At 50.1% G+C, this 26,245-nt stretch carries 23 protein-coding genes; 6 read left to right on the top strand and 17 right to left on the bottom strand.

Annotated elements, in window-relative coordinates:
* Nucleotides 1-3: 3 nt before the first annotated feature.
* Nucleotides 4-279, top strand: a complete 276-nt coding sequence (locus H9Q79_RS04255) for a hypothetical protein (protein ID WP_118642748.1) — start codon at nucleotides 4-6, stop codon at nucleotides 277-279.
* A gap of 7 nt (nucleotides 280-286) precedes the next feature.
* Here the strand turns inward: H9Q79_RS04255 and H9Q79_RS04250 are convergent, their stop codons facing one another.
* From H9Q79_RS04250 to H9Q79_RS04220, 7 genes are all read right to left on the bottom strand, one after another.
* A complete protein-coding gene (locus H9Q79_RS04250) occupies nucleotides 287-787 on the bottom strand; it encodes a CinA family protein (RefSeq protein ID WP_249329254.1) in 501 nt (166 codons plus the stop codon).
* Nucleotides 788-802: 15 nt separating this feature from the next.
* On the bottom strand, nucleotides 803-1,348 hold the full coding sequence (gene pgsA, locus H9Q79_RS04245; RefSeq protein ID WP_118642746.1) for a CDP-diacylglycerol--glycerol-3-phosphate 3-phosphatidyltransferase: 546 nt from the start codon (nucleotides 1,346-1,348) through the stop codon (nucleotides 803-805).
* On the bottom strand, nucleotides 1,332-2,669 hold the full coding sequence (gene rimO, locus H9Q79_RS04240) for a 30S ribosomal protein S12 methylthiotransferase RimO (protein WP_249329253.1): 1,338 nt from the start codon (nucleotides 2,667-2,669) through the stop codon (nucleotides 1,332-1,334). Before rimO ends, pgsA begins: the two co-directional genes overlap by 17 nt.
* A 142-nt stretch (nucleotides 2,670-2,811) precedes the next feature.
* Nucleotides 2,812-3,051 (bottom strand): DNA-directed RNA polymerase subunit omega, encoded by a 240-nt coding sequence (rpoZ, locus tag H9Q79_RS04235; protein ID WP_118642744.1) that lies wholly within the window; start codon nucleotides 3,049-3,051, stop codon nucleotides 2,812-2,814.
* A 2-nt stretch (nucleotides 3,052-3,053) separates the two neighbouring features.
* Nucleotides 3,054-3,680 carry a guanylate kinase gene (gene gmk / locus H9Q79_RS04230; RefSeq protein WP_118642742.1) on the bottom strand — a complete coding sequence of 209 codons (627 nt, stop codon included), beginning with the start codon at nucleotides 3,678-3,680 and terminating at the stop codon, nucleotides 3,054-3,056.
* Nucleotides 3,673-3,975, bottom strand: a complete 303-nt coding sequence (locus tag H9Q79_RS04225) for a DUF370 domain-containing protein (protein WP_118642740.1) — start codon at nucleotides 3,973-3,975, stop codon at nucleotides 3,673-3,675. Before H9Q79_RS04225 ends, gmk begins: the two co-directional genes overlap by 8 nt.
* Nucleotides 3,976-3,984: 9 nt before the next feature.
* Nucleotides 3,985-4,863 (bottom strand): YicC/YloC family endoribonuclease, encoded by an 879-nt coding sequence (locus H9Q79_RS04220; RefSeq protein WP_118642738.1) that lies wholly within the window; start codon nucleotides 4,861-4,863, stop codon nucleotides 3,985-3,987.
* A 179-nt stretch (nucleotides 4,864-5,042) separates the two neighbouring features.
* Here H9Q79_RS04220 and H9Q79_RS04215 point away from each other — a divergent pair, with 179 nt between their 5' ends.
* Nucleotides 5,043-6,785, top strand: coding sequence for an Rqc2 family fibronectin-binding protein (locus H9Q79_RS04215; RefSeq protein WP_118642736.1), 1,743 nt, complete (start codon nucleotides 5,043-5,045; stop codon nucleotides 6,783-6,785).
* A 69-nt stretch (nucleotides 6,786-6,854) separates the two neighbouring features.
* Nucleotides 6,855-9,287 carry a cation-translocating P-type ATPase gene (locus H9Q79_RS04210; protein WP_249329252.1) on the top strand — a complete coding sequence of 811 codons (2,433 nt, stop codon included), beginning with the start codon at nucleotides 6,855-6,857 and terminating at the stop codon, nucleotides 9,285-9,287.
* A 215-nt stretch (nucleotides 9,288-9,502) separates the two neighbouring features.
* Here H9Q79_RS04210 and H9Q79_RS04205 read toward each other — a convergent pair whose 3' ends face one another.
* From H9Q79_RS04205 to H9Q79_RS04160, 10 genes are all read right to left on the bottom strand, one after another.
* Entirely contained in the window at nucleotides 9,503-10,915 is a 1,413-nt protein-coding gene (locus H9Q79_RS04205) for an oxaloacetate decarboxylase subunit alpha (protein WP_118642734.1), read from the bottom strand.
* A gap of 35 nt (nucleotides 10,916-10,950) precedes the next feature.
* On the bottom strand, nucleotides 10,951-12,108 hold the full coding sequence (locus H9Q79_RS04200; RefSeq protein ID WP_249329251.1) for a sodium ion-translocating decarboxylase subunit beta: 1,158 nt from the start codon (nucleotides 12,106-12,108) through the stop codon (nucleotides 10,951-10,953).
* Between the two features lie 39 nt (nucleotides 12,109-12,147).
* Nucleotides 12,148-12,543, bottom strand: a complete 396-nt coding sequence (locus H9Q79_RS04195; protein ID WP_118642730.1) for a biotin/lipoyl-binding carrier protein — start codon at nucleotides 12,541-12,543, stop codon at nucleotides 12,148-12,150.
* Between the two features lie 12 nt (nucleotides 12,544-12,555).
* Nucleotides 12,556-13,314, bottom strand: a complete 759-nt coding sequence (locus tag H9Q79_RS04190) for an OadG family protein (RefSeq protein ID WP_118642728.1) — start codon at nucleotides 13,312-13,314, stop codon at nucleotides 12,556-12,558.
* Between the two features lie 14 nt (nucleotides 13,315-13,328).
* Nucleotides 13,329-14,765 carry an acyl-CoA carboxylase subunit beta gene (locus tag H9Q79_RS04185; protein WP_118642726.1) on the bottom strand — a complete coding sequence of 479 codons (1,437 nt, stop codon included), beginning with the start codon at nucleotides 14,763-14,765 and terminating at the stop codon, nucleotides 13,329-13,331.
* Between the two features lie 252 nt (nucleotides 14,766-15,017).
* Nucleotides 15,018-16,232, bottom strand: a complete 1,215-nt coding sequence (locus H9Q79_RS04180; RefSeq protein ID WP_249329250.1) for a 6-phosphofructokinase — start codon at nucleotides 16,230-16,232, stop codon at nucleotides 15,018-15,020.
* 112 nt (nucleotides 16,233-16,344) lie between these two features.
* Nucleotides 16,345-18,177: an ABC transporter ATP-binding protein gene (locus H9Q79_RS04175; protein WP_249329249.1), complete on the bottom strand. Its 1,833-nt coding sequence runs from the start codon at nucleotides 18,175-18,177 to the stop codon at nucleotides 16,345-16,347.
* A complete protein-coding gene (locus H9Q79_RS04170; RefSeq protein ID WP_118642724.1) occupies nucleotides 18,174-20,279 on the bottom strand; it encodes an ABC transporter ATP-binding protein in 2,106 nt (701 codons plus the stop codon). Before H9Q79_RS04170 ends, H9Q79_RS04175 begins: the two co-directional genes overlap by 4 nt.
* On the bottom strand, nucleotides 20,272-20,769 hold the full coding sequence (locus H9Q79_RS04165) for a MarR family winged helix-turn-helix transcriptional regulator (RefSeq protein WP_118642722.1): 498 nt from the start codon (nucleotides 20,767-20,769) through the stop codon (nucleotides 20,272-20,274). The genes H9Q79_RS04170 and H9Q79_RS04165 overlap by 8 nt, the downstream gene beginning before the upstream one ends.
* Before the next feature lie 182 nt (nucleotides 20,770-20,951).
* Nucleotides 20,952-22,181, bottom strand: a complete 1,230-nt coding sequence (locus tag H9Q79_RS04160) for a D-alanyl-D-alanine carboxypeptidase family protein (RefSeq protein ID WP_118642720.1) — start codon at nucleotides 22,179-22,181, stop codon at nucleotides 20,952-20,954.
* 117 nt (nucleotides 22,182-22,298) lie between these two features.
* On the opposite strand from H9Q79_RS04160, the gene H9Q79_RS04155 reads away from it, so the two are divergent.
* The 3 genes from H9Q79_RS04155 to H9Q79_RS04145 are packed head-to-tail and all read left to right on the top strand — an operon-like array spanning nucleotide 22,299 to nucleotide 26,078.
* Entirely contained in the window at nucleotides 22,299-23,372 is a 1,074-nt protein-coding gene (locus H9Q79_RS04155; protein ID WP_118642718.1) for an ABC transporter ATP-binding protein, read from the top strand.
* Nucleotides 23,344-24,183: an ABC transporter permease gene (locus H9Q79_RS04150; RefSeq protein ID WP_118642716.1), complete on the top strand. Its 840-nt coding sequence runs from the start codon at nucleotides 23,344-23,346 to the stop codon at nucleotides 24,181-24,183. The genes H9Q79_RS04155 and H9Q79_RS04150 overlap by 29 nt, the downstream gene beginning before the upstream one ends.
* Nucleotides 24,177-26,078 (top strand): extracellular solute-binding protein, encoded by a 1,902-nt coding sequence (locus H9Q79_RS04145; protein WP_118642714.1) that lies wholly within the window; start codon nucleotides 24,177-24,179, stop codon nucleotides 26,076-26,078. The genes H9Q79_RS04150 and H9Q79_RS04145 overlap by 7 nt, the downstream gene beginning before the upstream one ends.
* Nucleotides 26,079-26,245 lie beyond the last annotated feature (167 nt).

The following is a 26,245-nucleotide window of genomic DNA, read 5'->3' as shown; positions in this document are numbered from 1 at the left end:
ACTATGGATTCTGATTGGATGAATAACCCGAACCTTGCAGGAATCGACCCTGCCAAACTCGCAATGCTTCAGTCCCTGGCATCCCAGGGAAGCCAAAAAAGCCAGAAAGAGCTGCTGCCATTTCTGATGGCAGCAGCTTCTTCCTCACAAAAAAATGGCACTCAGTTCTCAAGAGACGAAATGGATGTGATTGTTGAGGTGTTGAAATCCGGAAAAAGCCGGGAAGAAGCGGCCAAAATAGACCAGATGATGCAGATCATGAAAATGATGAAGAAGTAGGCATGCGTTACGGGATACTCCGGAGTATACATTCCAGCGCCAGCTTCAGCGCTTCGTCTGCCGCCTGATCCCTGATTTCCCTCCGGCTGCCCTTCAGATGAAGCTCTTTTACTGTCACACGTTCATGAACGGCACATCCCACATACACAAGGCCTACCGGACGTTCTTCTGTTCCTCCCCCCGGCCCGGCCAGCCCTGTCACCGCCAGAGCCACATCGGCACCGGACGCGCGGATGCCTCCCAGCGCCATCTCTTCTGCGGTCTGTCGGCTGACGGCGGTATATGCTTCCAGGGTTTCCCGGCGCACGCCTGCCAGTTTCATCTTTGCTGCATCACAATAGGTGATATACCCCTCTTTCAGCACGTCCGATGCGCCGGGCACATTGACGATCCGAGCAGCCACCGCGCCGCCCGTGCAGGATTCTACTGTGGTGATTTCCCAATTTCTGCCCAGGAGAGCATCCACCGTCTGCTCTTCCAGGCTTTTCTTATATTTCTCACAGTACATGGCTTCCTCTGCCTCCTATTTCTGGCTGCTCATCACCTGTTTGTTTTTGCACAGATAATCAATCAGCGATATGACAGTCAGGGCCAGAGCCAGATAGATGAGAACCTGCTCAAGCACATGGGCCACGTCTCCCCCCAAGTTCACCAGAAGCAGGATGATCATCACCATCTGGCAGATGGTCTTTAACTTGCCCCATTTGCTTGCGGCGATCACAATCCCGTTATCCGCTGCAATCAGCCGGAAGCCACTGATAATAAATTCTCTGGAAATAATTACAATCACCACCCAGGAGGGCAGCTGGTCCGTATCAATCAGACAGATCATTGCCGCGCAGACCAGCAGCTTATCCGCCAGAGGGTCCATAAATTTCCCAAAATCCGTAACCAGATTGTCTCTCCTGGCGATATACCCGTCCAGGGAATCCGTCAGGCTTGCCACCACAAATACCACCAATGCAATGTAACGGTGGATTTCCCCGCCGCCCACAGGCACTTTCATAAAAACCACAAAAAAAGGGATTAAAATCATCCTGAATATCGTCAGTTTATTCGGTAAATTCATCTTCAACTACTCCAATCAAATCATATTCTAAGGCTCCGGTCACCCGCGCGCGCACCAGATCGCCGGAATTCAAAGTTTCCTCCGTATTGACAAAAAAATATCCGTCAACGCCTGGAGCATCTCCGTAGGTACGCCCTACATATGCATTCTCATCGGCCACATACCCCTCAATCAGAACATCCAGCAACTGTCCGATCTTCTGTTCACCCAGCTCCAGAGAGATTTCCTGCTGAAGCGACAACAGTTCATCCTGCCGCCTCGCCTTTATATCCTCATTAATCTGCTGCTCCATCAGCGCCGCCGGCGTATCTTCCTCCGGCGAATAGGTGAATACTCCCAGGCGGTCAAACTCCATCTCGTCCACAAACTCCATCAGCTCCTGATGCTGCTCTTCTGTCTCTCCCGGGAATCCTGTGATCAGAGTAGTCCGCAGAATGATATCCGGCATATGTTCCCGGAGATTCCGGACGATGGCCTTCAATTCTGCCTTGGAGGTCCTGCGCCCCATTCTCTTCAAAATTTCATCATTGCCATGTTGAATCGGCAGATCCAGATAGTGGCAGATCTTAGGCTCCTCCTTCATCACACGGATCAGTTCCGGATAAATCTCTTCCGGATAACAATACAAAATCCGTATCCAGCAGATGCCGGGAATTCCACACAGCTTCCTCAGCAGCACATGGAGCGACTTTTTCCCATACAGGTCTTTCCCGTAGACCGTCGTTTCCTGTGCTACCAGGATCAGCTCCTTCACCCCGTCATCAGCCATCTGTTCTGCCTCACGCATCAGCTCTTCCATAGGCACGCTCCGGTAGCTGCCCCGAAGCTTCGGGATGATGCAGTAGGTGCAATGCTTGTCGCATCCTTCCGCTATCTTCAGATATTCGTAATGGCCCCCGGTAGTCATGACCCTCTTTCCTTCTGTCTGCGGGATGCCTTCCAGTGAATCCAGAATCAGGCTTCTCTTACCGCCCAGGGCCTCTTCTATCGCCTCCGCGATTTTATCAAAACTGTTCGTACCCAGGACAGCGTCCACTTCAGGGATCTCATCCAGGATCTCCTGCCGGTAGCGTTGTGCCATGCACCCAGTCACAATCAGGGCGCGGCAGCTTCCGCTCTTCCGGTATTCCGCCATCTCCAGTATGTTAGAAATACTCTCTTCTTTGGCGTCATGAATAAAACAGCAGGTATTAATGATAATAATATCAGCCTGTTCCTCATCGTCTGTCATCTCATAGCCGTGCCCGGCCAGTTTTCCCAGCATATGTTCGGTGTCCACAAGATTCTTGTCGCATCCCAGGGAAATAAATAAAATCTGCATCACGCTTTCCTCCAGCCGTGCTCCGCTAAACCGCATGTATTGTGGGTATACAAACAGGGCATGTATTGCGGGGTGCCCTGCGGGTATAAATTCAGGCAGGGCTGCCAAAAACAGCCCCACCCGTTAATCCCGCCGTTATCACTTACTCCTCTTCCTCGGATGGAAGAATATTAACCTTGCCTTTATATAGCTCATCCACTGCCACAGACAGCGCTTTCTTGCCCCTCGTCTTCACCAGCGGTTCCGCTCCTGCAATCAGCTGGCGCGCCCGTTTACTGGTGGCAAGTACAATGGAATACCTGCTGGTAACCAGCGGGGCCTCATCCATGTCCTGTCCGTTATTAATTACCTCAATCAATTCTTTGTAAGACGGATGTATCATCTTCAATTCTCCTCTCTATCCTTTAATTCTTTCTGTATCTGCGATATAAATTCAATCTGGTGGGAGGCCGACTGGCGCTGCGAACAGATAATCTGGTGCATCTGCTCCACACAGTCCTCCAGTACATCGTTAATCACGATATAATCATAACCGCCCATTCCCTTGGACTCTTCCACTGCCCTGGAAAGCCGGGACTGTATGACTTCCATAGTCTCCGTCCCCCGTCCCACCAGCCGGCGTTCCAGCTCCCCGGCACTGGGAGGCGTCACGAACAACAGCAGTGTATCCGGCCGCTTCCTTTTGACTTCCAGCGCACCCTGTATCTCAATCTCCAGGATGACGTCCTTGCCGGCCGCCAGCTGCTCCTCTACATAGGACCTGGGAGTACCGTAATAATTGTCCACATACCGGGCATATTCAATAAATGCCTCCTCCGCAATCATCTTCCGGAATTCTTCCGAAGTCTTAAAAAAATACTCCACACCATCCCGTTCACCCGGCCTCGGCTGTCTGGTAGTCGCAGAAATGGAAAGCGCATACTGATCGTACTTTTTCAACAGCTCCTTCATCAACGTGCCCTTGCCGGCTCCGGAGAAACCGGACACAGCTACTAAAATCCCCTCACTCATCGTCTGCCTCCGATTCTTCTTTTTCATCCCTCACCATGGAATCAGGATTCACAAGGTAATCTGAATTAAATCTCCGGCTGATAGTCTCAGGCTGAAGGGCCGATAACAGGATCCGTCCCCCCTCGAGGACCACAACCGCCTTTGTCCTCCGGCCCTGAGTCGCGTCAATGACCATCCCCTCTTCCTTCGCCTTTGTCACCAGGCGCTTGATAGGGGCCGCGTCAGGGCTTACCACTGCCAGAAGCTTTTCAGAATTTACCACATTTCCAAAACCGATATTCACAAGCTTTGCCAATTCTATCTCCTATTCAATGTTCTGAATCTGTTCACGTACCTTTTCGATTTCCGTCTTCAGTTCGATGGCAATCTCTGAAGTGGCCAGATCATTGGCCTTGGATAAGATCGTATTCGCTTCTCTGTTCATTTCCTGAGCGATAAAATCCAGTTTCCTTCCGACTCCATTACCGTCCGTCAACGCCTGTTTCATATTGGTAATATGGCTCTTCAGGCGCACAGTTTCTTCATCTGTACAGATTTTATCTGCGAAAAGTACCACTTCAGCAGCAATTCTGCTCTCCTCGATCTGTGCATCCTCCAACAGCTCTCTCGTCCTCTGCTTCAGGCGTTCCTTATATTCTTCCAGGATACCTGGTGAACGGCTGACAATCTGATCCACATCCGCATCCATCCGCTCCAGCTTGCCGACCAGATCTGTTCTGAGGGATTCGCCCTCTCTGGTTCTGGATTCCGCAAAATTTTCACCAGCTGTCCTGAGCGCCTTTTCCAGCGATATCCAAAGTTCCTCTTCATCCACCGGCTGCTCCTCCATGGTGAACACTTCCGGACAGCGGGCCAGCCTGCCAACCGTCATGTCATTCACCAGCAGGAACTGCTTTTCCATCTGCGCACAGTAATCCATATACTGGCGTGCCAGTTCCTCATTATATTTCAGCGATACTTTGGTCTGCGTAAAATCTTCGTATGCGATAAAAACATCAATTTTTCCGCGCTGCATGTAATTCTTCAGAACAGTGCGGATTCCGGCTTCGAAAAAGCTGAACTTTTTCGGCATTTTTATATTGAAGTCCAGATATCGGTGGTTCACCGATTTTATCTCTACTGTAATCTTCTTATCGGCGTCCTGCAGCTCTGCCCTGCCGAAGCCTGTCATACTTTTAATCATTCAGTTCCTCGCCTCCATGGGTAAGCCCATATAAATTCACCGTATATTATAAGCTATTCCAATAGCCGCGTCAAATGCTTTTTCCGGCATATTCATACAATATTCAGAGAATATTCAGATGACTTTTTTCGATTATGTGTTATACTGAAGTCAAATTCATTCATATAAGGAGTACGTCTATGGCTTTTGATGGAATTACCATTGCTAATATAAGGAAAGAACTGGATCAGGCCCTGACCGGGGGGCGGATTACAAAAATTGCCCAGCCAGAAGCCGATGAGCTTCTGATTACTGTGAAAAACAACAGGGACCAGCACCGTCTGCTGCTGTCAGCCAGCGCCTCTCTGCCTCTGGCCTATCTGACGGAGCAGAACAAGCAGAGTCCCATGACAGCCCCCAATTTCTGCATGCTTCTGAGGAAGCATATCGGCAGTGGGAAAATTCTCTCCGTGGTACAGCCCGGACTGGAACGGATACTCATATTCACGATTGAACACCGGAATGAGCTGGGGGATCTTTGCTGCAAAAAACTGATCGTGGAAATCATGGGCAAGCACAGTAACATCATCTTCTGCACAGAGGATGATAAAATTCTGGATGCAATCAAACACGTTTCACTGAACATGAGCTCTGTCAGAGAGGTTCTTCCCGGCAGGGACTATTTCATCCCCCGCACCCAGGAGAAGGAAGATCCTCTGGAAATCACGGAAGAACGCTTCTATCAGACTGTTTTCACAAGGCCCTGTACCACGGCTAAGGCCATCTATACTACTCTGACTGGTTTTTCGCCTTTAATGGCCGAAGAGTTATGTTACCGCGCTTCCATCGACGGCGGTCTTCCTACCGGTGCCTGCGGAGAAACCGCAAGACTCCACCTCTACCACACCTTCAGCCGTATGATCGAGGACGTGAAAAACGGAGACTTTTATCCTTCCATCCTCTACAGAGGGCGGGAACCCTTTGAGTTTGCCTCGCTGCCCCTGACCCAGTACAAAGATTGCGAAGCAGTTCCCTTTTCCTCTGTTTCTCTGCTATTGGAAACCTATTATTCAGACAAGAGCCGCATCACAAGAATCCGGCAGAAATCCACAGATCTGCGGAAAATTGTCGCAACCGCGCTTGAACGGAATGTAAAAAAGTTAACCCTGCAGAAAAAGCAGCAGCACGACACGGAAAAGAAGGATAAATACAGGATTTACGGGGAATTATTAAATGCATACGGATATAGTCTGGAGACCGGAGCCACTGAGCTGTCTGCTGTGAACTATTATACGGGCGAACCGGTCACCGTACCCCTGGATCCCACCTTAAGCCCTTCCGAAAATGCGAGGAAATATTTTGACCGTTACGGCAAGCTGAAACGGACGGCTGAAGCATTGGAGACCCAGATTGCTGAAACAGAAGCGGACGTTGCCCATCTGGAAAGCATCAGCACCGCCCTGGACATAGCGTTGGAGGAGAATGATCTCACTCAGATCCGTGAGGAGCTTTCCGAATACGGCTATATCAAACGGAAGGGTCCCACAGGCAAGAAAAAAACGAAAACCTCCTCTGTGCCCCTCCACTATGTATCCAGTGACGGCTTTGACATGTACGTGGGCAAGAACAATTACCAGAATGAGGAACTTTCCTTCAAATTTGCCTCTGGCAGTGATTGGTGGTTCCACGCAAAGGGAATGCCAGGATCCCATGTGATCGTTAAGAGTAACGGCCAGGAGCTTCCCGACACAACCTTTGAAGAAGCCGGACGCCTGGCGGCCTTTTATTCAAAAGGCAGGCAGGCCCCGAAGGTGGAAATCGACTATACCCTGAAGAAAAATCTCCGGAAGCCCGGAGGAGCAAAGCCGGGCTTTGTAGTTTACTATACCAATTATTCACTGATGGCAGAACCAGATATCAGCGGCATAAGAGAATCTTGCTAAAGATTTTCCTCTATGCTATACTAAATTCCAGTATTTACAATATCTGACAAATTATAAGTGAGGTACTACATGAAACACCAAATCGAACAAGCGGAACCGCTACATAAGCGCCGCCCCACCACCCGGTATCAGGCCGACGTGCGGAAAGGCCTGACCTCTGAACAGGTCAGCGAATACCGGGAGAACGGCTGGGACAACTGCTCCGTGCAGCCGCCTTCCAAGACTACTAAGGAAATTATAAAGAGTAATCTTCTGACATATTTCAACCTGATCTTCCTGCTGATAGCCATTCTGTTGGTTGTCGTAGGTTCCTTTCGGGACCTGACATTTCTTCCGATTATCATTGCCAATACCCTGATAGGAATTATTCAGGAGCTGAATGCCAAGAAAACACTGGAAAAGCTCACCGTCCTCAACGCGCCTAAAGTTCGTGCTGTCCGGAATGGCAAGACGAAGATGGTATCGTCGGAAGACCTGGTGTTGGATGATATTGTTATCTTCAACGCCGGCAATCAGATCTGCGCCGACGCTGTCGTGGCAGAAGGCGAGGTTTCCGTGAATGAATCCCTCCTGACCGGCGAATCCGATGAGATTACGAAGAAGCCGGGAGATCATCTGATGTCCGGCAGCTTTATTGTGTCAGGAAGCTGTTACGCAAGGCTGGAAAAGGTAGGAGCAGACTCTTATATCTCCAAACTGACCATCGAGGCCAAAGCCACCAAAGAGGGCGAACAGTCAGAGATGATCCGTTCTCTGAATAAGTTAGTGATGGTTGTGGGCATTCTGATTATACCCATCGGGTTGATACTGTTTGGCCAGCAATATATCTACGCCAAGGCTTCCCTCAGAGACAGCGTGACCTCTATGGTGGCCGCAATCATCGGAATGATCCCGGAAGGCCTCTACCTGCTGGCCAGTGTGACCCTGGCAGTCAGCGTCGTACGCCTTTCCATGAAGAAGGTGCTCGTACACGACATGAAATGTATAGAAACTCTGGCCCGTGTCAATGTGCTCTGCGTGGATAAGACCGGTACGATCACAGAGAATACCATGAAGGTCAACAGCATCTGCCCCCTTCCCGCTTACGATCCCGAACACATGGACCCGCTGGAGGAAACCCTCAGTGATTTCGCAGCCGCCCAGTCTCCGGACAATATCACCATGGCGGCTCTTCAGGAGTCTTTTAAGACTCCTGGCGGCATGACGCCCGTGAGCATCACCTCCTTCTCTTCTGCATACAAATACAGCAGCGCCACATTCTCTGACGCTTCCTATGTGCTGGGTGCGCCTGAATTTGTCCTCCGCGAGGATTATTCGGAATATCAGGAAATCATTGAAGAAAAAAGCAGCAAAGGCTATCGTGTCCTGGTGTTCGGCAAATACGCCGGAACACCGACGGGTAAGGAATTGACCGAGAAGGTGACTCCGCTCTGCCTGATTCTGCTCTCCAACCCGATCCGTAAGGACGCACCGGAGACTTTTCGATTCTTCGCCAAGCAGGGCGTCGCCATTAAGGTGATTTCCGGAGACAATCCGGTCACCGTTTCAGAGGTTGCCAAGCAGGCCGGGATCGCTGACGCTGATAAATTTGTTGACGCTGCCACCCTTCGTTCCATGGAGGACATTTCAAAAGCCGTGCTGGAATACACAGTGTTCGGAAGGGTAACCCCCAACCAGAAGCGCCAGTTCGTTCAGGCACTGAAGGCCGCCGGCAAGACAGTGGCGATGACCGGAGACGGTGTCAACGACGTACTGGCACTTAAAGACGCTGACTGTTCCGTAGCCATGGCCTCCGGAAGTGATGCCGCCGCACAGGCATCCCAGCTGGTGCTGCTGGAATCTGATTTTGCGCGGATGCCAGATGTGGTCATGGAAGGACGGCAGGTTGTCAACAACCTGGAACGGTCCGGAAGCCTCTTCCTGGTGAAGAACATTTTCTCTCTTCTGATGTCCATGTTCTCCATCATTTTCAGCATCAGTTATCCGCTGGAGCCTTCCCAGGTTTCGCTGATCAGCATGTTTACCATTGGAATGCCCGCGTTCTTCCTGTCACAGGTCCCGAATAAGAATCTGATCCGCGGCCATTTCATAACGAATATACTCCTGAAAGCTCTTCCTGCCGGTATCACCGACGCTGTGATCGTCGGGGCGCTGGTCATCTTCGGAGAGACTTTCAATGTGAGCTCCCTGGACATTTCCACGGCTGCCACCATGCTGCTGGCCATTGTAGGCTTTATGATCCTATATCAGATCAGCAAGCCCATGGATCTCATCCGCTGGATCATCTGGGGCATATCCATCGTAGGGCTGATCTTCTGCAGTATCTTCCTGAAGGACCTGTTCGCCATAACAGGAATGTCCACCCGATGCATCATGCTGTTCCTGGTGTTCTCAATTATCACAGAACCGCTCTTCCGGTATCTGACCAAGCTGGTTACCATGCTCCGGAACCTCTACCTGAAGCTGCGGCACCGGGAAGCTGAGATTCAGGAAACAGCCTGACCCTGCTCTGGAAATGATAAAAATCGAGGAAAGAATCCGAGCTTTCGGAATTTTTCCTCGATTTTTGTATGCCTTTACCTCTTATTCACAATGTAAAATAAAATCCTGTCATCTGATGCAGGGGCAGATTGCCGGGCATTTATCTTTAAAAGTACAAAAACGGAGCGCTGCTCCACAGACGATTCCTCATCTGTTTTGCAGCGCCTCTTTTCTCATCAGACCGGGTACGCCCCGTTCTCCGTATCTGCCACTTTTGCATCCACCTTTGTCTTCTGTGCGTCTCTATATTTGAAGAAATCCATGGCCACCTGCGGGAACAGCGCATATGTCAGGACATCCTCGTCCTGCTCCTTGTAGGGTGCGATTTCTTTTTCAAGAGTATCCAGCTCGTTCTCAAGCAGATCCGCATAACGGCAGGTGATCGGCTCGGTATCTCCGATTACCTTTTTCTGTACCTCTGCGTTAAAGGGCTTCGCAGTGGCCCCGTATTTACCGCTGAGCACGTCCCTGGTCTCCTTGGTAACCATTTTGTAGCGCTCTCCCATCAGCACGTTAAACACGGCCTGAGTTCCCACAATCTGGGAAGACGGCGTTACCAGAGGACACTCTCCCAGATCCTTCCGGACGCGGGGTACTTCCTCCAGCACCTCATAATACTTATCCTCCGCATGCTGTTCTTTCAACTGGCTGGTCAGGTTGGAAAGCATTCCACCCGGAACCTGATACAGGAGGGTTTTAATATTAACGCCCAGGTTTTTCGGATTCAGAAGGCCGCTTTCCAGGCACTGATCCCTGTATGGACGGAAGTAATCTGCAATTTCAGCCAACAGCCCCTGGTCATAACCTGTATCATATGGCGTTCCTTTAAAAGTCTCAACCATAACTTCCGTCGCCGGCTGGGAAGTTCCCAGGGCAAATGGCGACATCGCGCAGTCAATCACATCCACTCCTGCCTCTACAGCCTTCATATAAGTCATGGAAGCTACGCCAGAGGTATAATGGGTATGAAGTTCAATCGGAAGCTTTGTCGTCTCCTTCAGCGCCTGAATCAGCTTTGTAGCCTCATAAGGCAGGAGCAAGCCGGCCATGTCCTTGATGCAGATAGAATCCGCACCCATTTCCTCGATCTGTTTTGCCATGTTGGTCCAGTATTCCAGTGTATACGCGTCTCCAAGGGTATAGGAAAGCGCCACCTGCGCATGGGCTTTTTCTTTGTTCGCCGCTGAGACAGCAGTTTTCAGATTCCTCAGATCGTTCATGCAGTCAAAAATACGGATAATATCAATCCCATTTGCCGCTGATTTCTGAACAAAATATTCTACCACATCATCCGCATAGGGACGGTAGCCCAGAATATTCTGCCCGCGGAAAAGCATTTGCAGCTTCGTGTTCTTAAAACCTGCACGGAGTTTTCTGAGTCTCTCCCATGGATCTTCATGCAGGAAACGCAGGGACGCGTCAAATGTCGCGCCACCCCAGCATTCTACGGCATGATAGCCAACTTTGTCCATCTTTTCCACGATGGGAAGCATCTCATCCGTCGGCATTCTGGTAGCGATCAGAGACTGGTGCGCGTCACGAAGCACCGTCTCCATAATTTTAACAGGTTTCTTTTCTATTTCAGCCATTTCTATCCTCCTATCAGTAACGATTGTGTATGGCGTCAGACTCCGAAAATTGCCATAAATGTTCCGGCTGCGACGGCCGTTCCGATGACGCCGGCTACATTCGGACCCATGGCGTGCATGAGCAGGAAGTTGGTGGGATCAGCTTCTGCCCCCACTTTCTGCGAGACTCGCGCAGCCATCGGTACAGCGGATACGCCGGCCGATCCAATTAATGGATTGATCTTTCCATGGGTCAGTTTACACATCAGCTTGCCCAGCAGGACGCCGCCGGCTGTTCCGAATATGAAGGCAATCAAGCCCAGGGCAACGATCTTCAGCGTCGTAACATTCAGGAATGCTTCAGCGCTGGTGGTAGCTCCGACGGATGTTCCCAGCAGGATTACCACGATATACATCAGCGCATTGGACGCGGTCTCTGTCAGCTGTTTAACCACTCCGCTCTCACGGAACAGGTTGCCCAGCATCAGCATGCCGACCAGCGGTGCTGTGGAAGGCAGAAGCAGACATACCACAACGGTGATCACGATGGGGAACAAGATCTTCTCCAGCTTGGAAACAGGGCGGAGCTGTTCCATCTTGATCTTTCTCTCTTTTTCAGTTGTCAGAAGCTTCATGACAGGCGGCTGAATGATCGGGACCAATGACATATAAGAATATGCCGCCACCGCAATCGGCCCCATTAGAGCTGTCTGGCCCAGCTTTCCACAGAGGAATATGGATGTAGGACCATCCGCGCCTCCGATAATTGAAATTGCAGCCGCTTCTTTTCCGTTAAACTGAAGCAGGATTGCAAGAAAATATGCCGCATAGATTCCGAGCTGAGCGGCTGCGCCCAGAAGGAAGCTGATCGGATTGGCAATCAACGGGCCGAAATCCGTCATAGCTCCCACACCCATAAAAATCAGCGACGGAAGGATGCTCCATTCATCCAGCTGGAAGAAATAGTGCAGAAGTCCGCCCGCATGCTCAATGCCTGACGCATCTGTGAAGGGCGCCGCCATGATATCCGGATAGATATTCACCAGCAGCATGCCGAATGCGATGGGCACCAGCAAAAGAGGTTCAAAACCATGCTTAATCGCAAGATAAAAAAACACAAAAGCAACAATAATCATCACATAGTTGCCCCATGTCAGATTAAAAAACGCGGTCTGATGAACCAGGTTTGACAATGTATCTAAAATACCTGACATTTTACTACCTCCGGTTTTATATTTTCATCGAGTGTCTGATCAATCCATCGTTGCCAATACATCACCGGATTCAACAGCATCTCCTGCTGCCACATTAACACTTGCAATCGTACCGTCCTGCGGAGCCACAACCGGGATTTCCATCTTCATCGCCTCGAGAATGACAACTGTGTCGCCACTCTTGACAGCCTGCCCTGCTTTCGCCTCTATCTTGCAGATTTTTCCCGGAACAGAAGCTGTTATCTCCACTGAACCTGCCGCACCTGCCGGAGCCGCTGCTTTTGGGGCCGGGGCTGGCGCCGGGGCCGGAGCTGCTTTTGGGGCGGCTGCCGGGACTGCTGCTTTTGGGGCCGGAGCTGCTGCACCGGCAGTGGTTCCCTCTTCTACGGTCACATTATATACATTGCCATTTACTGTAATTGTGTAAGTCTTCATCTTTTCATCCTCCTAAACTCTTCTCCATCTCCTGGATGTATTCACCTTTTTAATCGACCGAACCACATAACCGTCTCCTGACGGCTGCTCTTCCTCTGCGGCCGCAATCGCAGCCGCCAGAACAATCGCCAGTTCTATATCGTCCGTCCCCTGCACCGCTTTTGCAGGCGTCTCTTCCACCGTAGCCCGGACCGGGGCAATATCCTTTACAGGCATCTTTGTCGGCTCTGCCTTTTCCTTTTTGACACCTTTGTTTATGAAACCAAACAGAGAAATCACTCCCGCCAGAAACAAAAGGATCACAAATACTACCAGGATTCCTGTCAGAGTATTCATTCCGGCCTGGCCCATTTTAACAGACAGCGGATAATCAATGTTCATCACAAAATTGGTGGGTGCCGAGCCAGCTGCATCGAAAGTCATCACCACATCCACATCGTAATTCTCGAACTCCACCTCTGTCGTGCAAGTCACAGCCGTATCGGTCGCTGCAACTTTTACATCACCGACGCTTACCATGGCTCCAACCGTATCCTGATTTTCACGGATGGCGTCGACCATGATCTCATAAAAACCGCCGCTCGCCCTCACCTGATCGTAAATACTGTCCTCAAGGCCAAAAATACTGCTCAGGTAATCGTGTACATTCTGCTGCAGCATTTCCTCTGTATCCTCCGTGATCTCAGCGGATACGGGCACTGCCAGCATCATTGTAAACATGCAGACTACAGCCAGGAGCAGGCCGGTCCATTTTCTTTTTCTATTTTTCATTTATGCCACCTCACTTAAACGGTACCATGCTTTTTGTCCGGCCGGTAGTCTCTCTTGGTGAACAGCATTTCCAAAGCACCAATTATATATTTCCTGGTATCTTCCGCTTCAATGACAGTATCCACATACCCTCTTCTCGCGGCGGACTCCACGCTGTTCTGCAGAGCATCATATTCGTCAGCCTTTTCCTTAATCACAGCACCATCAGCTCCGGCATACATGATTTTAGCCGCCGCTTTGGCATCCATCATGCCGATCTTTGCGTCCGCCCAGGCGTACACCAGGTCAGCTCCGACCGACTTGCTGTTCATGGTCAGATACGCGCTGCCGAAAGCTTCTCCGGTGATTACATTCACTTTCGGCGCCGTCGCGCTGGCAAACGCATAGGTCAGCTTGGCTGCAGCCTTCGCCATATTAGCTTCTGAACATTTGGTGGCCTTATAGCCTCTGACATTGGTAAATGTAACGATAGGAATGGAAAAAGCGTCACAGAATCCTACAAAATCAGCCGCTTTTTTAGCGCCCCGGGCGCTGATCACCGGCTCATAAGTCTCTACTACATTCCCCTCCGCGTCGTAGAGAGTGGTTCTGTTCGCAACCGCGCCAACGGTGGTACCATTCAGCTTAATGAACGCGGTCACCATATCTTTTCCATAAGCTGCTTTGGCTTCCACATACACCTGGTTATCACTGATTCTGGCAAGCAGCAGCGCAGGGTCCGCCATGCAGTTCTTCAGATCCGGGCATGTGCGGTTCAGATCATCTTCACACTCTTCATAGGACATATCGTCTTCATTATTAGAAGGAAGCAGAGATACCAGGTTCCTCATCTGGGCAATGATCTCGCTTTCGCTTCCTGTCCCGTCTACCAGGCCTGCCTCTTCACTCTGGAATGCAGCTGATGCGGTATCGCATTGGGAATCAATATTGCCTTCCAGCGCATTGGGAGAGTTCACAAACAATTTTGCCTTTTTCTCTTCCATAAACGTGAAATCCGTCAGGGCGGGAATCAAAGCCATTCCGCCGCCGCAGGTACCAAAAATGCCGGTAATCTGAGGGATTACGCCGGAAGCATCGGCCTGGGCCATGTAAATTTCGCCAAAGCCATTCAGAGCATCCGTCGCTTCCTCAAGACGCAGCCCGGCACAGTCAATCAGTCCGATGACCGGCGCTCCCATCTTCATCGCCAGCCTGTAGAGGTTCACAATTTTTCTGGCATGCATTTCACCTACCGTACCGTTTAATACGGACGCATCCTGGCTGTAGACATAAACCAGGCTGCCATCGACCACACCATATCCGGTGATAACACCGTCAGAGGGCGTGCTCTTTTCAGATAAGTTAAAATCAGTACTTCTAGCAGTTACCCGCGCACCAATTTCAACAAAACTGTTCGCGTCAAGCAGAGTTTCAATTCTCTGTCTTGCCGGGCTTTGTGTTTCGTTGCTCATTCTTTTGACCTCCATTACCTATTTATACATTGTGGAACAGCATTAGCTGCTTCCCCGCCCCGTTAGGGGCATGAATTACGGGGTGCCCTATGGGTATACTTTGTGGAACAGCGAATGCTATTCTCCCGCACCTGTTGCTGCGGGAATAAACAAAAATTTGCACCTATTATAATATAGCGTTTTTTACTAATTTTTTCAACTGTTTCCGATCTGTTCCAATCAATTTAACAATATTGTAATAAGTTGTATTTTCTATTCGTAAAACGACAGATGTTTAGGAATCCCATTTTCATATACCACCTTGTTTTCTCCCTGGATCAACGGCCGGAGATAGGTGATCATTTCTTCAGTCACATCGTTGCCGCTGTCTGTGATCCAGTCCGAAGGCACTTTCTTTTCTGCGTTTGCTACTTCACTGATAGGAACTGTTTTAAATTCCACCACATACGGCACATCTGTCTTGCGAATAACAGCCGCCATCCGACCGCTGCTGCCTTCCAGCGCACACTGACAGGCTTTCATTCCCAGCATCCTGGATTCCTCTATATCAACGGCACTAGCAATGTGCGCGGCACAGCGCTGCATCAGGTTTAACTCAATGGAACGCACCTTACATCCCAGCTTTTCCTGAACCAGACTTTCCAGAACTTTCGCCGATCCTGCAATATAGGCGTGTCCAAAATTATCTGCTGCTTTTGTCTGTACCTGTTCAGACACATATCTGCCGTCAGCTCCCTTAATGCCTTCGCTGATCGCAACCAACACGCTGTCCTGTGACTCCAGGCACCGTTCCACATCGCTCAGAAATCTGTCAGTATCAAAGCTGTTCTCACAGAGGTAAATCAGATCCGGACCCTTGCCTCCGCCCAGCCGCGCAAGGGCTGAGGCTGCCGTCAGCCAGCCTGCATTCCTTCCCATGACCTCTACAATCGTAACAGCTTTCACGTCATATACATGGCAATCTCTCTCCAGCTCCGCGAAGGTAGAAGCAATATACTTGGCAGCCGAACCAAAGCCCGGACAGTGGTCTGTTCCCATCAGGTCATTGTCAATGGTTTTCGGGGCTCCCATAATACAGATGTCGGAAATCCCCTCCTCTTCACAGTATGCCGACAATTGGGCCACCGTATCCATAGAATCGTTCCCGCCGATATAAATAAAATACCCGATGTCATGCCTGCGCAGCACTGTGATAATTTGCTCCAGCTGCGTCCGCTCTTTAATTTTCAGGCGGCAGGAACCCAACGCCGCCGCCGGCGTCTGGCACAGCAGCTGAAAATCTTCCACATTCTTTATATGAAGCCCCAGATTCAGAAACCGTTCCTCCAGCACTCCCTTAATTCCGTTCACTGCTCCCAGGACTTCACTCACTTTACCCGAGCTGTACGCACACTGTACAACTCCCGCCAGTGTGGCATTAATCGCTGCTGTCGGTCCCCCGGACTGCGCTACCAGTAATTTCTTCATCTTGTCTACCTCCTGAATTTTATACTTCTGAAATTGAACGCTAATTGAAGTAAGTATACCATAAAAAGGCAGACAAGGAAAGGGCGGCTCTGCTTGAACCGCCCTTTCTCTGCTAAGCAGATATCTTTTCAAACTGGCTGTTATACAGTTCGGCGTAAAAGCCTCCCTGGCTCATCAATGTGTCATGATCTCCCTGTTCAATGATATCCCCGTCTTTCATGACCAGGATCATATCCGCATCCCTGATCGTCGACAGCCGGTGCGCGATCACAAAGCTGGTCCGTCCCTTCATCAGGTTGTCCATAGCCTTCTGTATCAGTACCTCCGTACGGGTATCAACGGATGAAGTCGCCTCGTCCAGTATCAGGATTTTATTATCGGCCAGGATCGCCCTGGCAATTGTCAGAAGCTGTTTCTGCCCCTGGGAGATGTTGCTTGTTTCTTCATTCAACATTGTCTGATAGCCTTCCGGCTGCTGCATGATAAATTTATGGGCATGGGCGGCTTTCGCCGCGGCAATCACTTCTTCATCTGTGGCATCCAGGCGGCCATAGCGGATATTTTCCATGATCGTCCCGTTATACAGCCAGGTATCCTGAAGCACCATGCCAAACATGGTTCTCAGTTCACTGCGGTTAAAATCACGGATATTATGGCCATCCACGCGGATAGCACCGCTGTTCACATCATAGAACCTCATCAGCAATTTGACCATTGTGGTCTTGCCTGCTCCTGTGGGACCGACAATCGCAATCTTCTGCCCCTCTTTTACATCGGCCGAAAAATCATGTATGATGATCTGTTCTGGATTATAGCCAAAGCTGACATGCTCAAATTCTACATTTCCATTGAGACCTTTTGCACTCACCGGATTTTGTACTGTCTGATCTTCCTCCGATTCCTCCAGGAACTCAAAGACTCGTTCGGAAGCGGCCGCTGAAGACTGCAGCAGGTTCGTCACCTGGGCGATCTGCTGGATCGGCTGGGTGAAGTTCCGGATATACTGGAAGAAGGACTGGATATCCCCCACCTCGATAGCATTCTTGATGACCAAAAAACCGCCGAGCAGCGCTACCAGAACGTAGCCCAGGTTGCCGATAAACTGCATGATGGGCATCATCATCCCTGAAAAAAACTGAGACTTCCAGCCTGTCTCATACAGCTTCTGATTTGCCTTCTCAAATTCTGCGATCACATCCTCTTCTTTGTTAAACGCCTTGACCACATTCTGTCCGGCATAGACTTCTTCAACCTGCCCGTTTACCTCGCCCAGATATCTCTGCTGCCCCTGGAAAAACCGCTGGGACCGCTTCATCACCTGGCCGATAATCAGCATGGATACCGGAAGTATTACCAGGGCGCAGAGCGTCATCCATACGTTGATGGACAGCATCATTACAAATACACCGATCATGGTTGTGATCGAGGTGATTAGCTGCGTAATACTCTGGTTCAAGCCCTGCTGCAGCGTATCCACATCATTTGTAACCCTGGAAAGCACCTCGCCGTAGGGACGGCTTTCAAAATATTTTAAGGGAATTCTGTTAATCTTTTTAGAGATATCTCTTCTCAGCGTGTAGCTGACATCATTGGATATCCCAGTCATCACCCAGCCCTGTATCATAGAGAATATGGCGCTGACCAGGTACAGACACAGGACGCTCAATAATATCTGGCCGATTTTCCCGAAGTCAATGCCTCCGCTTCCCTCTACTTTGGCGACCAGGCCGTTAAACAGTTCTGTTGTCGCCTTTCCCAGGATCTTCGGCCCTACTATGGCAAAGATCGTTCCTGCGATTGCGCAGACAAACATGATAATCAGCCGGACCTTATATTTCCCGATGTAGGCCAGAATTTTTTTCATGGCCTGCTTAAAATCCTTGGGCTTCTCCACAGCTCCCATACCATGGCCAGGGCCGCGGTGCTTTACTTTATGTTCACTCATGCTCCTAATTCCTCCTCTGACAGCTGTGATTTCGCGATCTGCTGGTAAACTTCACAGTTCTCCATAAGCTCCTTATGCGTTCCCTTACCTACCACACTGCCCTCTTCCAGAACGAGAATCTGATCTGCATGCAGAATCGTACTGACGCGCTGCGCCACAATCAGGCTGGTGGTATTCGCAGTCTCTTTCTTGAGAGCTCTCCTGAGCTTCGCATCCGTCTGGAAATCCAAAGCAGAAAAGCTATCGTCAAAAATATAGATTTCCGGCTGCCTGGCAACGGCTCTCGCAATGGACAGCCGCTGTTTCTGTCCCCCCGATACGTTGGAACCACCCTGAGCGATTGGGGAATGGACACCGTCTGGTTTTTCATCAATAAATTCTGCCGCCTGGGCGATTTCCACCGCCTTCCGGATCTCTGCTTCCGAAGCGTCTTCCCTGCCATAACGAAGGTTGGAATCTATGGTTCCGGAAAACAGCACTGCCTTTTGCGGCACATATCCCAGTTTGTCACGCAGTTCCTTTATATTCATCTTGCGAATATCAACGCCATCCAGCAATATTTCACCTTCCGTCACATCGAAGAAACGCGGAATCAGATTTACCAGCGTACTCTTTCCGCTTCCAGTGCTTCCGATAAATGCCACTGTCTCGCCCTGATGCGCCTTAAAACTGATATTTGACAGCACCTCTTCTTCCGCTCCCGGATAAGAGAATGACACGTTCCTGAATTCCAGTTCTCCCTTTTTCCCTGCCTCCGGCTGTTCAGCCTTTTCAGGGTTGTGGATGGAAGGCTCTGTTTCCAGCACTTCATTGATACGGTTCGCAGACACACTGGCCCTGGGCATGAATACCGCCACCATGGAAATCATCAGGAACGCCATGATGATCTGCATCGCGTACTGGATAAAGGCCATCATACTTCCCACCTGCACATTGCCCGCATCCACCCCATGAGCGCCGGTATAGACAATCAGCACGGTAAGCCCGTTCATGATCAGCATCATGACAGGCATCATAAAGGTCATGCTGCGGTTGACAAAGAGGTTCGTCTTCGTGAGTCTTCTATTGGCCTCTTCAAACCTGTCTTCTTCATGTTTTTCTGTTGAAAATGCACGGATGACCGGGATACCCGTTAAGATCTCCCTCGTCACCAGGTTGATTTTATCAACGAGCGTCTGCAATTTTTTGAATTTCGGCATCGCAACAGCGAAAAGCACCAGCATTACCGCCAGGATCACTCCTACGCCCAGTCCCAGCACCCAGGTCATGGTTGATTCGGTCTGAAGAACTTTCAGCACGCCTCCAATTCCCAGGATAGGAGCGTACAGCACAATCCGGAACATCAGCGTCATCACCATCTGTACCTGCTGGATATCATTGGTGCTCCGGGTGATCAGCGATGCGGTGGAAAAATGATTCATTTCGCTGCTGGAAAAAGAAAGCACCTTCCGGTAGACCTTGTTTCTCAGGTCACGGCCAAGAGCAGCGGCCACCCTGCTGGAAAGGAAGGTCACCAGCACGGCCGCCAGCATGGCAATCGCAGCCAGTCCCAGCATCTGCAGTCCCGCCTGCAGCACATAATTGGTCTGCATCTGATCCACGTCCCTGCCCTGTGCGGCATATTCACTCTGCACATAGGTGACGGCAGCCTGCGTAACAATGCTGTCCGACATGGCGTCAATTTTTTCTTCTGCCTGCTGCATCATGGCGTTCCGCTGTTCCTCCGGAAGCTGAGTGATATCTATGTTCTGCTGCGATACGGCAGCCGCAATCAACATGGCCTCGCCCATCGGCCCGTTAATCTCATCCCGTTCCTCCCTGGTCAGGTCTTTTCTGACGTACAGCTCTCCCTCCAGAGTGTAGGCATCCTTTACCTTCGTCTGATCCGTCTCTTTCATCAGCAGAAGCAGCCCATCCATTGCTTCCTTCCGGATCTGGTCCGGAACTGCATCTTCAATTCCCTTTTGCTGTATTCCGGTATCTACAATTCTGGATGTATATTCCGGAAGCGAAAGATCACAGAATGCCTGCAGAAACAAAAGCCCGAAAATCACAAGAATGAAGCCCAGGCTTTTCTTCATCTGCTTAAACATCTTAATCATCGTATGTCTCCTCCTCCTGCCCGCAGCACCGGATCGTCATCTCCGGAGTCTGCAGATTGTCCATGTTTTTGTATATCTGCTCCAGCAGCCGCTGCAACAGACAAATCTCCACCATGCTGATTCCCTGCATGAGCACCTGATTATTCTCGCACATCAGATCACGTATTTCTTTCCATATAGCCTTTGCCTTGTCGGTTGCATAAATCCTGTTTTTCCTCTGATCCCGTTCATCAGACGCCCGGAAGATCAGTCCGTTTTTTTCCATCCTTTGCAGGCTGACCGCTGCCGTGGATGGCTTGATCCTCAGTTTCCTGCAAATTTCACTCTGGTTCAGACCGTCATTCTGATCCAAAAGCATCAGCAACGGCATCTGACCGGGGTGAATGCCAAACCTCCGGAATTGATGAAATATAATCTGCGAATACCTGTGGCTGAGCTGTGCGAAAGTTCTCTGCACCTTAAAAAATTCCCCTGAATCCTTTTCCGTCATCTTTCATTCCTCTTTTAATTCTCTGTATGGCAGTATAGCTGTCGTCAAGTTTTTCAGGCCTCAATTCTTTTAGTCGGACTAACATAGTTATAGTCCTATCTTCCATATATTTCAAGTCCTTCGTCGGTATTTTATAGTTATTTTAGAATTTTATGATTTTTTTATTAGTTCAGCTAAATAATTCAGGACTTTCCACAATACCATTTCCACAGCTGCTCCAGACACCATCTGTAATCAATCCGTTCCACACTCTGACCGATGTAGACCGGATAAGACGCCAGAAGCTGTCCACCCAGGCTGTAATCCACCCTGCCTGCTTCCGTTCCCGCCGTCACCGGCGCTTCTAGTGACTCGGGGAGCTGGTAGCTGACTTCCACCTGTTCATCCTGACGGAGGAGCATTTTCAGGTGCCTGGATTCTTCCGGCAAGTTCAGGGTCAGTTCCGCGGACGCCTCTCCTTCTTCCGGATAATTTTCATACTGTCCGTTCTCAACCTTCACGACTGTCCCTTGAAAACTGTTGTCAAATACATCCCGGTATGTGTAATTTTCCAGCCCGTATTCCATCAGCTTTCTCGTATCAGACCATTTGTAGTTCTTATTGTTCGGCCAGCCGCAGGCCAGAAGGGCTACGATAAAGCACCTGTCATCCTGCTTAACCGCACCCACGTAGCAATACCCTGCCTGGGCGGTAAAACCTGTCTTTCCTGAAAGCGCGCCATCCATCATACTCAGGAAGGCATTGTGATTATTACAGTCAAAGACACTCTTCTGCTCCAGGTCCCAGAAGCTGTAAGAGGTAGTCTGGGTGATCGCCAAAAATTCAGCCGCTTTTGGCGACTGGCTGATGCAATAGCGCATGATTCTCGCCAAATCTGACGCCGTCGTATGGTGCGCCCCCCCTTCATCGCTGGCGTCCAGCCCGTTCGGCGTCACAAAATGAGTGTCCGTGCAGCCGATTTCCTGCGCCTTCTCATTCATCTGGCGTGCAAATTCCTCTACCGAACCGGCCACCCCTTCTGCGATCATCACTGCCGCATCGTTATGTGATTCCAGCATCAGGGAGTACAATAAATCTCCCAGATAAAACTGCTGTCCTTCTGAAACGCCCAGATGGACCTTGGGCTGAGCCGCCGCATTGGCTGAAGCTGTCACCACCTGTTCCGCAGGATTCTCTGTCTTTTCCAATGCCAGGATACAGGTCATTATTTTTGTAGTGCTGGCCATGGGCAGAGGGGTGTCCGCTTCTTTGCCAAACAAAACCCTCCCTGAATCGCAGTCCATCAGACAGGCAGATTTGGCATATAATTCACTCGCCGCGAATTCTCCTTCCGCCCGCACCTCCGGAACGGACGAAACAACCAGAATCATTGCGGCAGCAGCCGCAAGACAAAGCCTTTTGACTTTCCCCATAGAATCTCCTTATCAAATCAAAATTTTCTATAGTATATGATTTTATACGAATAATATTGACAAGGATTTTATGCAGCCCATATAATAGCATAAGGATATCAAAGGAGGACCTCTATTGTGAGTAACAGACTGATTGATTTAATAAATATATCCAAATCTTTTGACGGAGTCCCTGTCCTGGATGAACTGAATCTGTACATCCGTGAGAATGAATTTCTGACGCTGCTGGGCCCGAGCGGATGCGGCAAGACCACAACGCTGCGGATTCTGGGAGGTTTTGAACATCCTGATACGGGAAAGGTCCTCTTTGACGGAAGGGATATCACTGATACCCCGCCGAACAAACGTCAGCTGAACACAGTTTTTCAGAAATACGCCCTGTTCCCCCATATGTCTATCGCGGAAAATATCGCGTTTGGCCTGAAGATCCGGGGCAAATCCAAAGCCTATATCGATGATAAAATCCGTTATGCCCTGAAGCTGGTGAACCTGGAGGGCTATGAGTACCGCTCCCCTTCTGCCCTGAGCGGCGGCCAGCAGCAGCGCATCGCCATTGCCAGGGCAATCGTCAACGAACCCAAGGTTCTCCTGCTGGACGAGCCGCTGGGCGCCCTGGACCTGAAGCTGCGCCAGGACATGCAGTACGAGCTGATCCGCCTGAAGAATGAATTGGGCATTACCTTTGTCTATGTCACCCATGACCAGGAGGAGGCACTAACCATGTCCGATACGATCGTAGTCATGAATCAGGGCTATATCCAGCAGATCGGCACCCCTGAAGATATATATAATGAACCTCAAAACGCGTTTGTGGCCGACTTCATAGGAGATAGCAACATCCTGGACGGCATCATGGTAGAGGATAAGCTCGTTGAAATTCTTGGGGTAAAGTTCCCCTGCGTAGACGTGGGCTTTGGCCGCAATTGTCCTGTGGACGTGGTAATTCGGCCAGAGGATATTGACCTGGTCAGCCCAGAGGCGGGAACGATTCAGGGCCGTGTCACGCATCTGATATTCAAAGGCGTCCACTATGAGATGGAGGTGGAAGCCCATGGCTATGAATGGCTGGTTCACAGTACAGATATGGTTGCCGTCGGAGAAGAAGTGGGCATCCAAGTGGACCCCTTCGACATTCAGATCATGAATAAGCCCGAATCTGAAGATGAGGAGGCGGTTCCCGTTGAAGAATAATAAAAAATGGCTGGCTGCGCCTTACACCGCATGGGCGGCGGGATTTATTATCATACCGCTGCTCATGATCATTTACTACGCGTTCACCGCTCAGGAAGGCGGCGGCTTTACACTGTCTAATTTTTCGGAGGTTTTCACCTCTGAGACCATGAAGGCGCTGGGGCTTTCTCTCGCACTTTCCCTGATAAGCACCATCATATGCCTGCTGCTCGCCTATCCGCTGGCCATGATCCTGGCCGAGAAGAACGTGAATCAGACCAGCTTTATCGTGCTGATCTTTATTCTCCCCATGTGGATGAATTTTTTGCTGCGTACCTTTGCCTGGCAGACTCTGCTTGAAAAAAACGGGGTCATTAACAGTATCCTGAGCTTCCTGCATCTGCCTGCGCTGGGCATCATCAATACACCGGCCGCCATCATTCTCGGCATGGTCTACAACTTCCTGCCTTTCATGGTGCTCCCGGTCTATAATGTGCTGATTAAAATTGATAAGGATGTCATAGAGGCCGCCCGGGATCTGGGCGCCAGCGGGGTTCAGACCTTCTGGAAGGTCACTCTCCCCCTCTCGCTTCCCGGCATTGTATCGGGCGTCACTATGGTATTCATACCGGCGCTGACCACCTTTGTCATTTCCGACCTGCTGGGAGGCAGTAAAATTCTGCTCATCGGAAATGTCATCGAACAGGAATTCAAACAGCTCAATAACTGGAACGTCGGCTCGGCCATGTCCATGGTTCTGATGGTCTTCATCATCCTTTCCATGGTCCTGGTCAACAAATATGATAAAGACGGGGAGGGGACAGCATTTTGAAACGCACATTGAAAAAGGTCTACATGGCGCTGATTCTCATACTCTTGTATGCGCCGATCGCCACCCTGGTGGTGCTGTCCTTCAACGCCTCCAAATCCCGTGCCAAATGGGGCGGGTTCACGACAAAATGGTACGTGTCTCTCTTCCAGAATGATGAAATCATGCAGGCCCTATATACTACTCTGATCATCGCCCTGCTGGCCGCGATCATCGCTACTCTGGTAGGGACGCTGGCTTCCATCGGCATCAACAACATGCGCAGACGTTTTCGCTCCGTTTACATGGGAGTTACTAACATCCCCATGCTGAACAGCGAAATTGTCATGGGCGTATCGCTGATGCTGCTGTTCATCATCGGCCGGATTGAACTAGGCTTTTCCACGATCCTTATGGCTCATATAACCTTTAACATCCCTTATGTCATCCTGAGCGTTACGCCCAAATTAAAGCAGACGAACAAAAGCGCCTATGAGGCGGCGCTGGACCTGGGAGCCAGCCCGGCATACGCCTATTGGAAGGTTGTCATGCCTGATATTATGCCCGGCATACTCTCCGGCTTCCTGCTGTCCTTCACCATGTCTCTGGACGATTTCGTGGTGACCTATTTTACTAAAGGGCCGGGAATCGATACTCTGTCTACAAAAATTTACGCAGAAGTCCGCAAGGGCATCAAGCCGGAAATGTATTCCCTGTCGACCATTCTTTTTATTACCGTGCTGATCCTGCTGCTCCTGATTAATATGAGCCCTTCCGAAAAAAGCGCGAAGGAAAAGACCCGTGAAGCGGAGCATCTGGCCCGCACCGGTAAGAAGCGGCTTATCACGAAAAAACGCATTCTGGGCCGGGTCGTTCCATTGCTTTTGATTCTTACCATAGTTGCCGGAGGCTTCTATTACAGCGGCCGGAAGATATCTGCTGGTAATAATCAGGTAATCGTCTATAACTGGGGCGAATATATCGATCCGGAGGTGCTCAGCCTCTTTGAGGAAGAGACAGGCATCCAAGTGATCTACGAGGAATATGAGACAAACGAAATTATGTATCCAAAGATCAAATCCGGCGCCGTCGCCTATGATGCGGTCTGCCCTTCCGACTATATGATACAAAAAATGATTGATAACGGCCTTCTGGCAAAGATCAACTGGGATAACATCCCCAATATTGAGAACATCGGCGAGATCTATCTGGACAAATCAAGAGAATTCGACCAGTATAATGAATACTCTGTCCCATACTGCTGGGGTACCGTAGGCATCCTCTATAACAAAACCATGGTCAGCAACCCTGTGGACAGCTGGCGGATTCTGTGGGAGTCTCAGTACAAGGACAGCATCCTGATGCAGGATTCCGTGCGGGACGCTTTTGCAGTCTCTCTGAAATACCTGGGTTATTCCTTGAATACTACCAATATTCAGGAATTGAAGGAGGCACAGGAGCTTCTGGTCACTCAGAAACCGCTGGTACAGGCATATGTCATTGACCAGGTACGCGACAAAATGATCGGAAATGAAGCCGCCCTGGGCGTCATCTATTCCGGCGAGGCTATCTATACGCAGATGGAAAACCCTGATCTGGAATACGTGATTCCAAAGGAGGGCTCAAATGTCTGGATCGATTCCTGGGTTATTCCCAAGAATGCAAAACATAAAGAGAATGCCGAAAAATTTATCAATTTCCTCTGCCGGCCAGATATCGCGCTGATGAACTTTGAGTATATCACATATTCCACACCCAACACCGCCGCTCGGGAATTGATCGAAGACCCTGAAATCCGCAACAGCCATATCGCATTTCCAGATGATTCAGAGCTGGAGCGCTGCGAAACCTTCCATTTTCTCGGCAATGAAGCGGAAGAGATTTATAACCAGCTGTGGAGAGAGGTCAAATCCTCTTAAAATATAATTCCTCTGCCGGTCGTTCAGTAAATTCTGTTATTCACGGAACATCGTAAGCTGTTCCCACACCCCGTCTGGGGCATTCGTCGTTTGTAATCTGATAGTTGCCCGAATGGGCATAGATCATGGATTTAAGAGACTGGCAGGGGATGACAGACATCTCCCTG

Source organism: Wansuia hejianensis, assembly GCF_014337215.1.
GTDB lineage: Bacteria > Bacillota > Clostridia > Lachnospirales > Lachnospiraceae > Scatomonas > Scatomonas hejianensis.
Note: the sequence above shows the minus strand (reverse complement) of the source record. Positions and strands in the feature narration are given on the sequence as shown.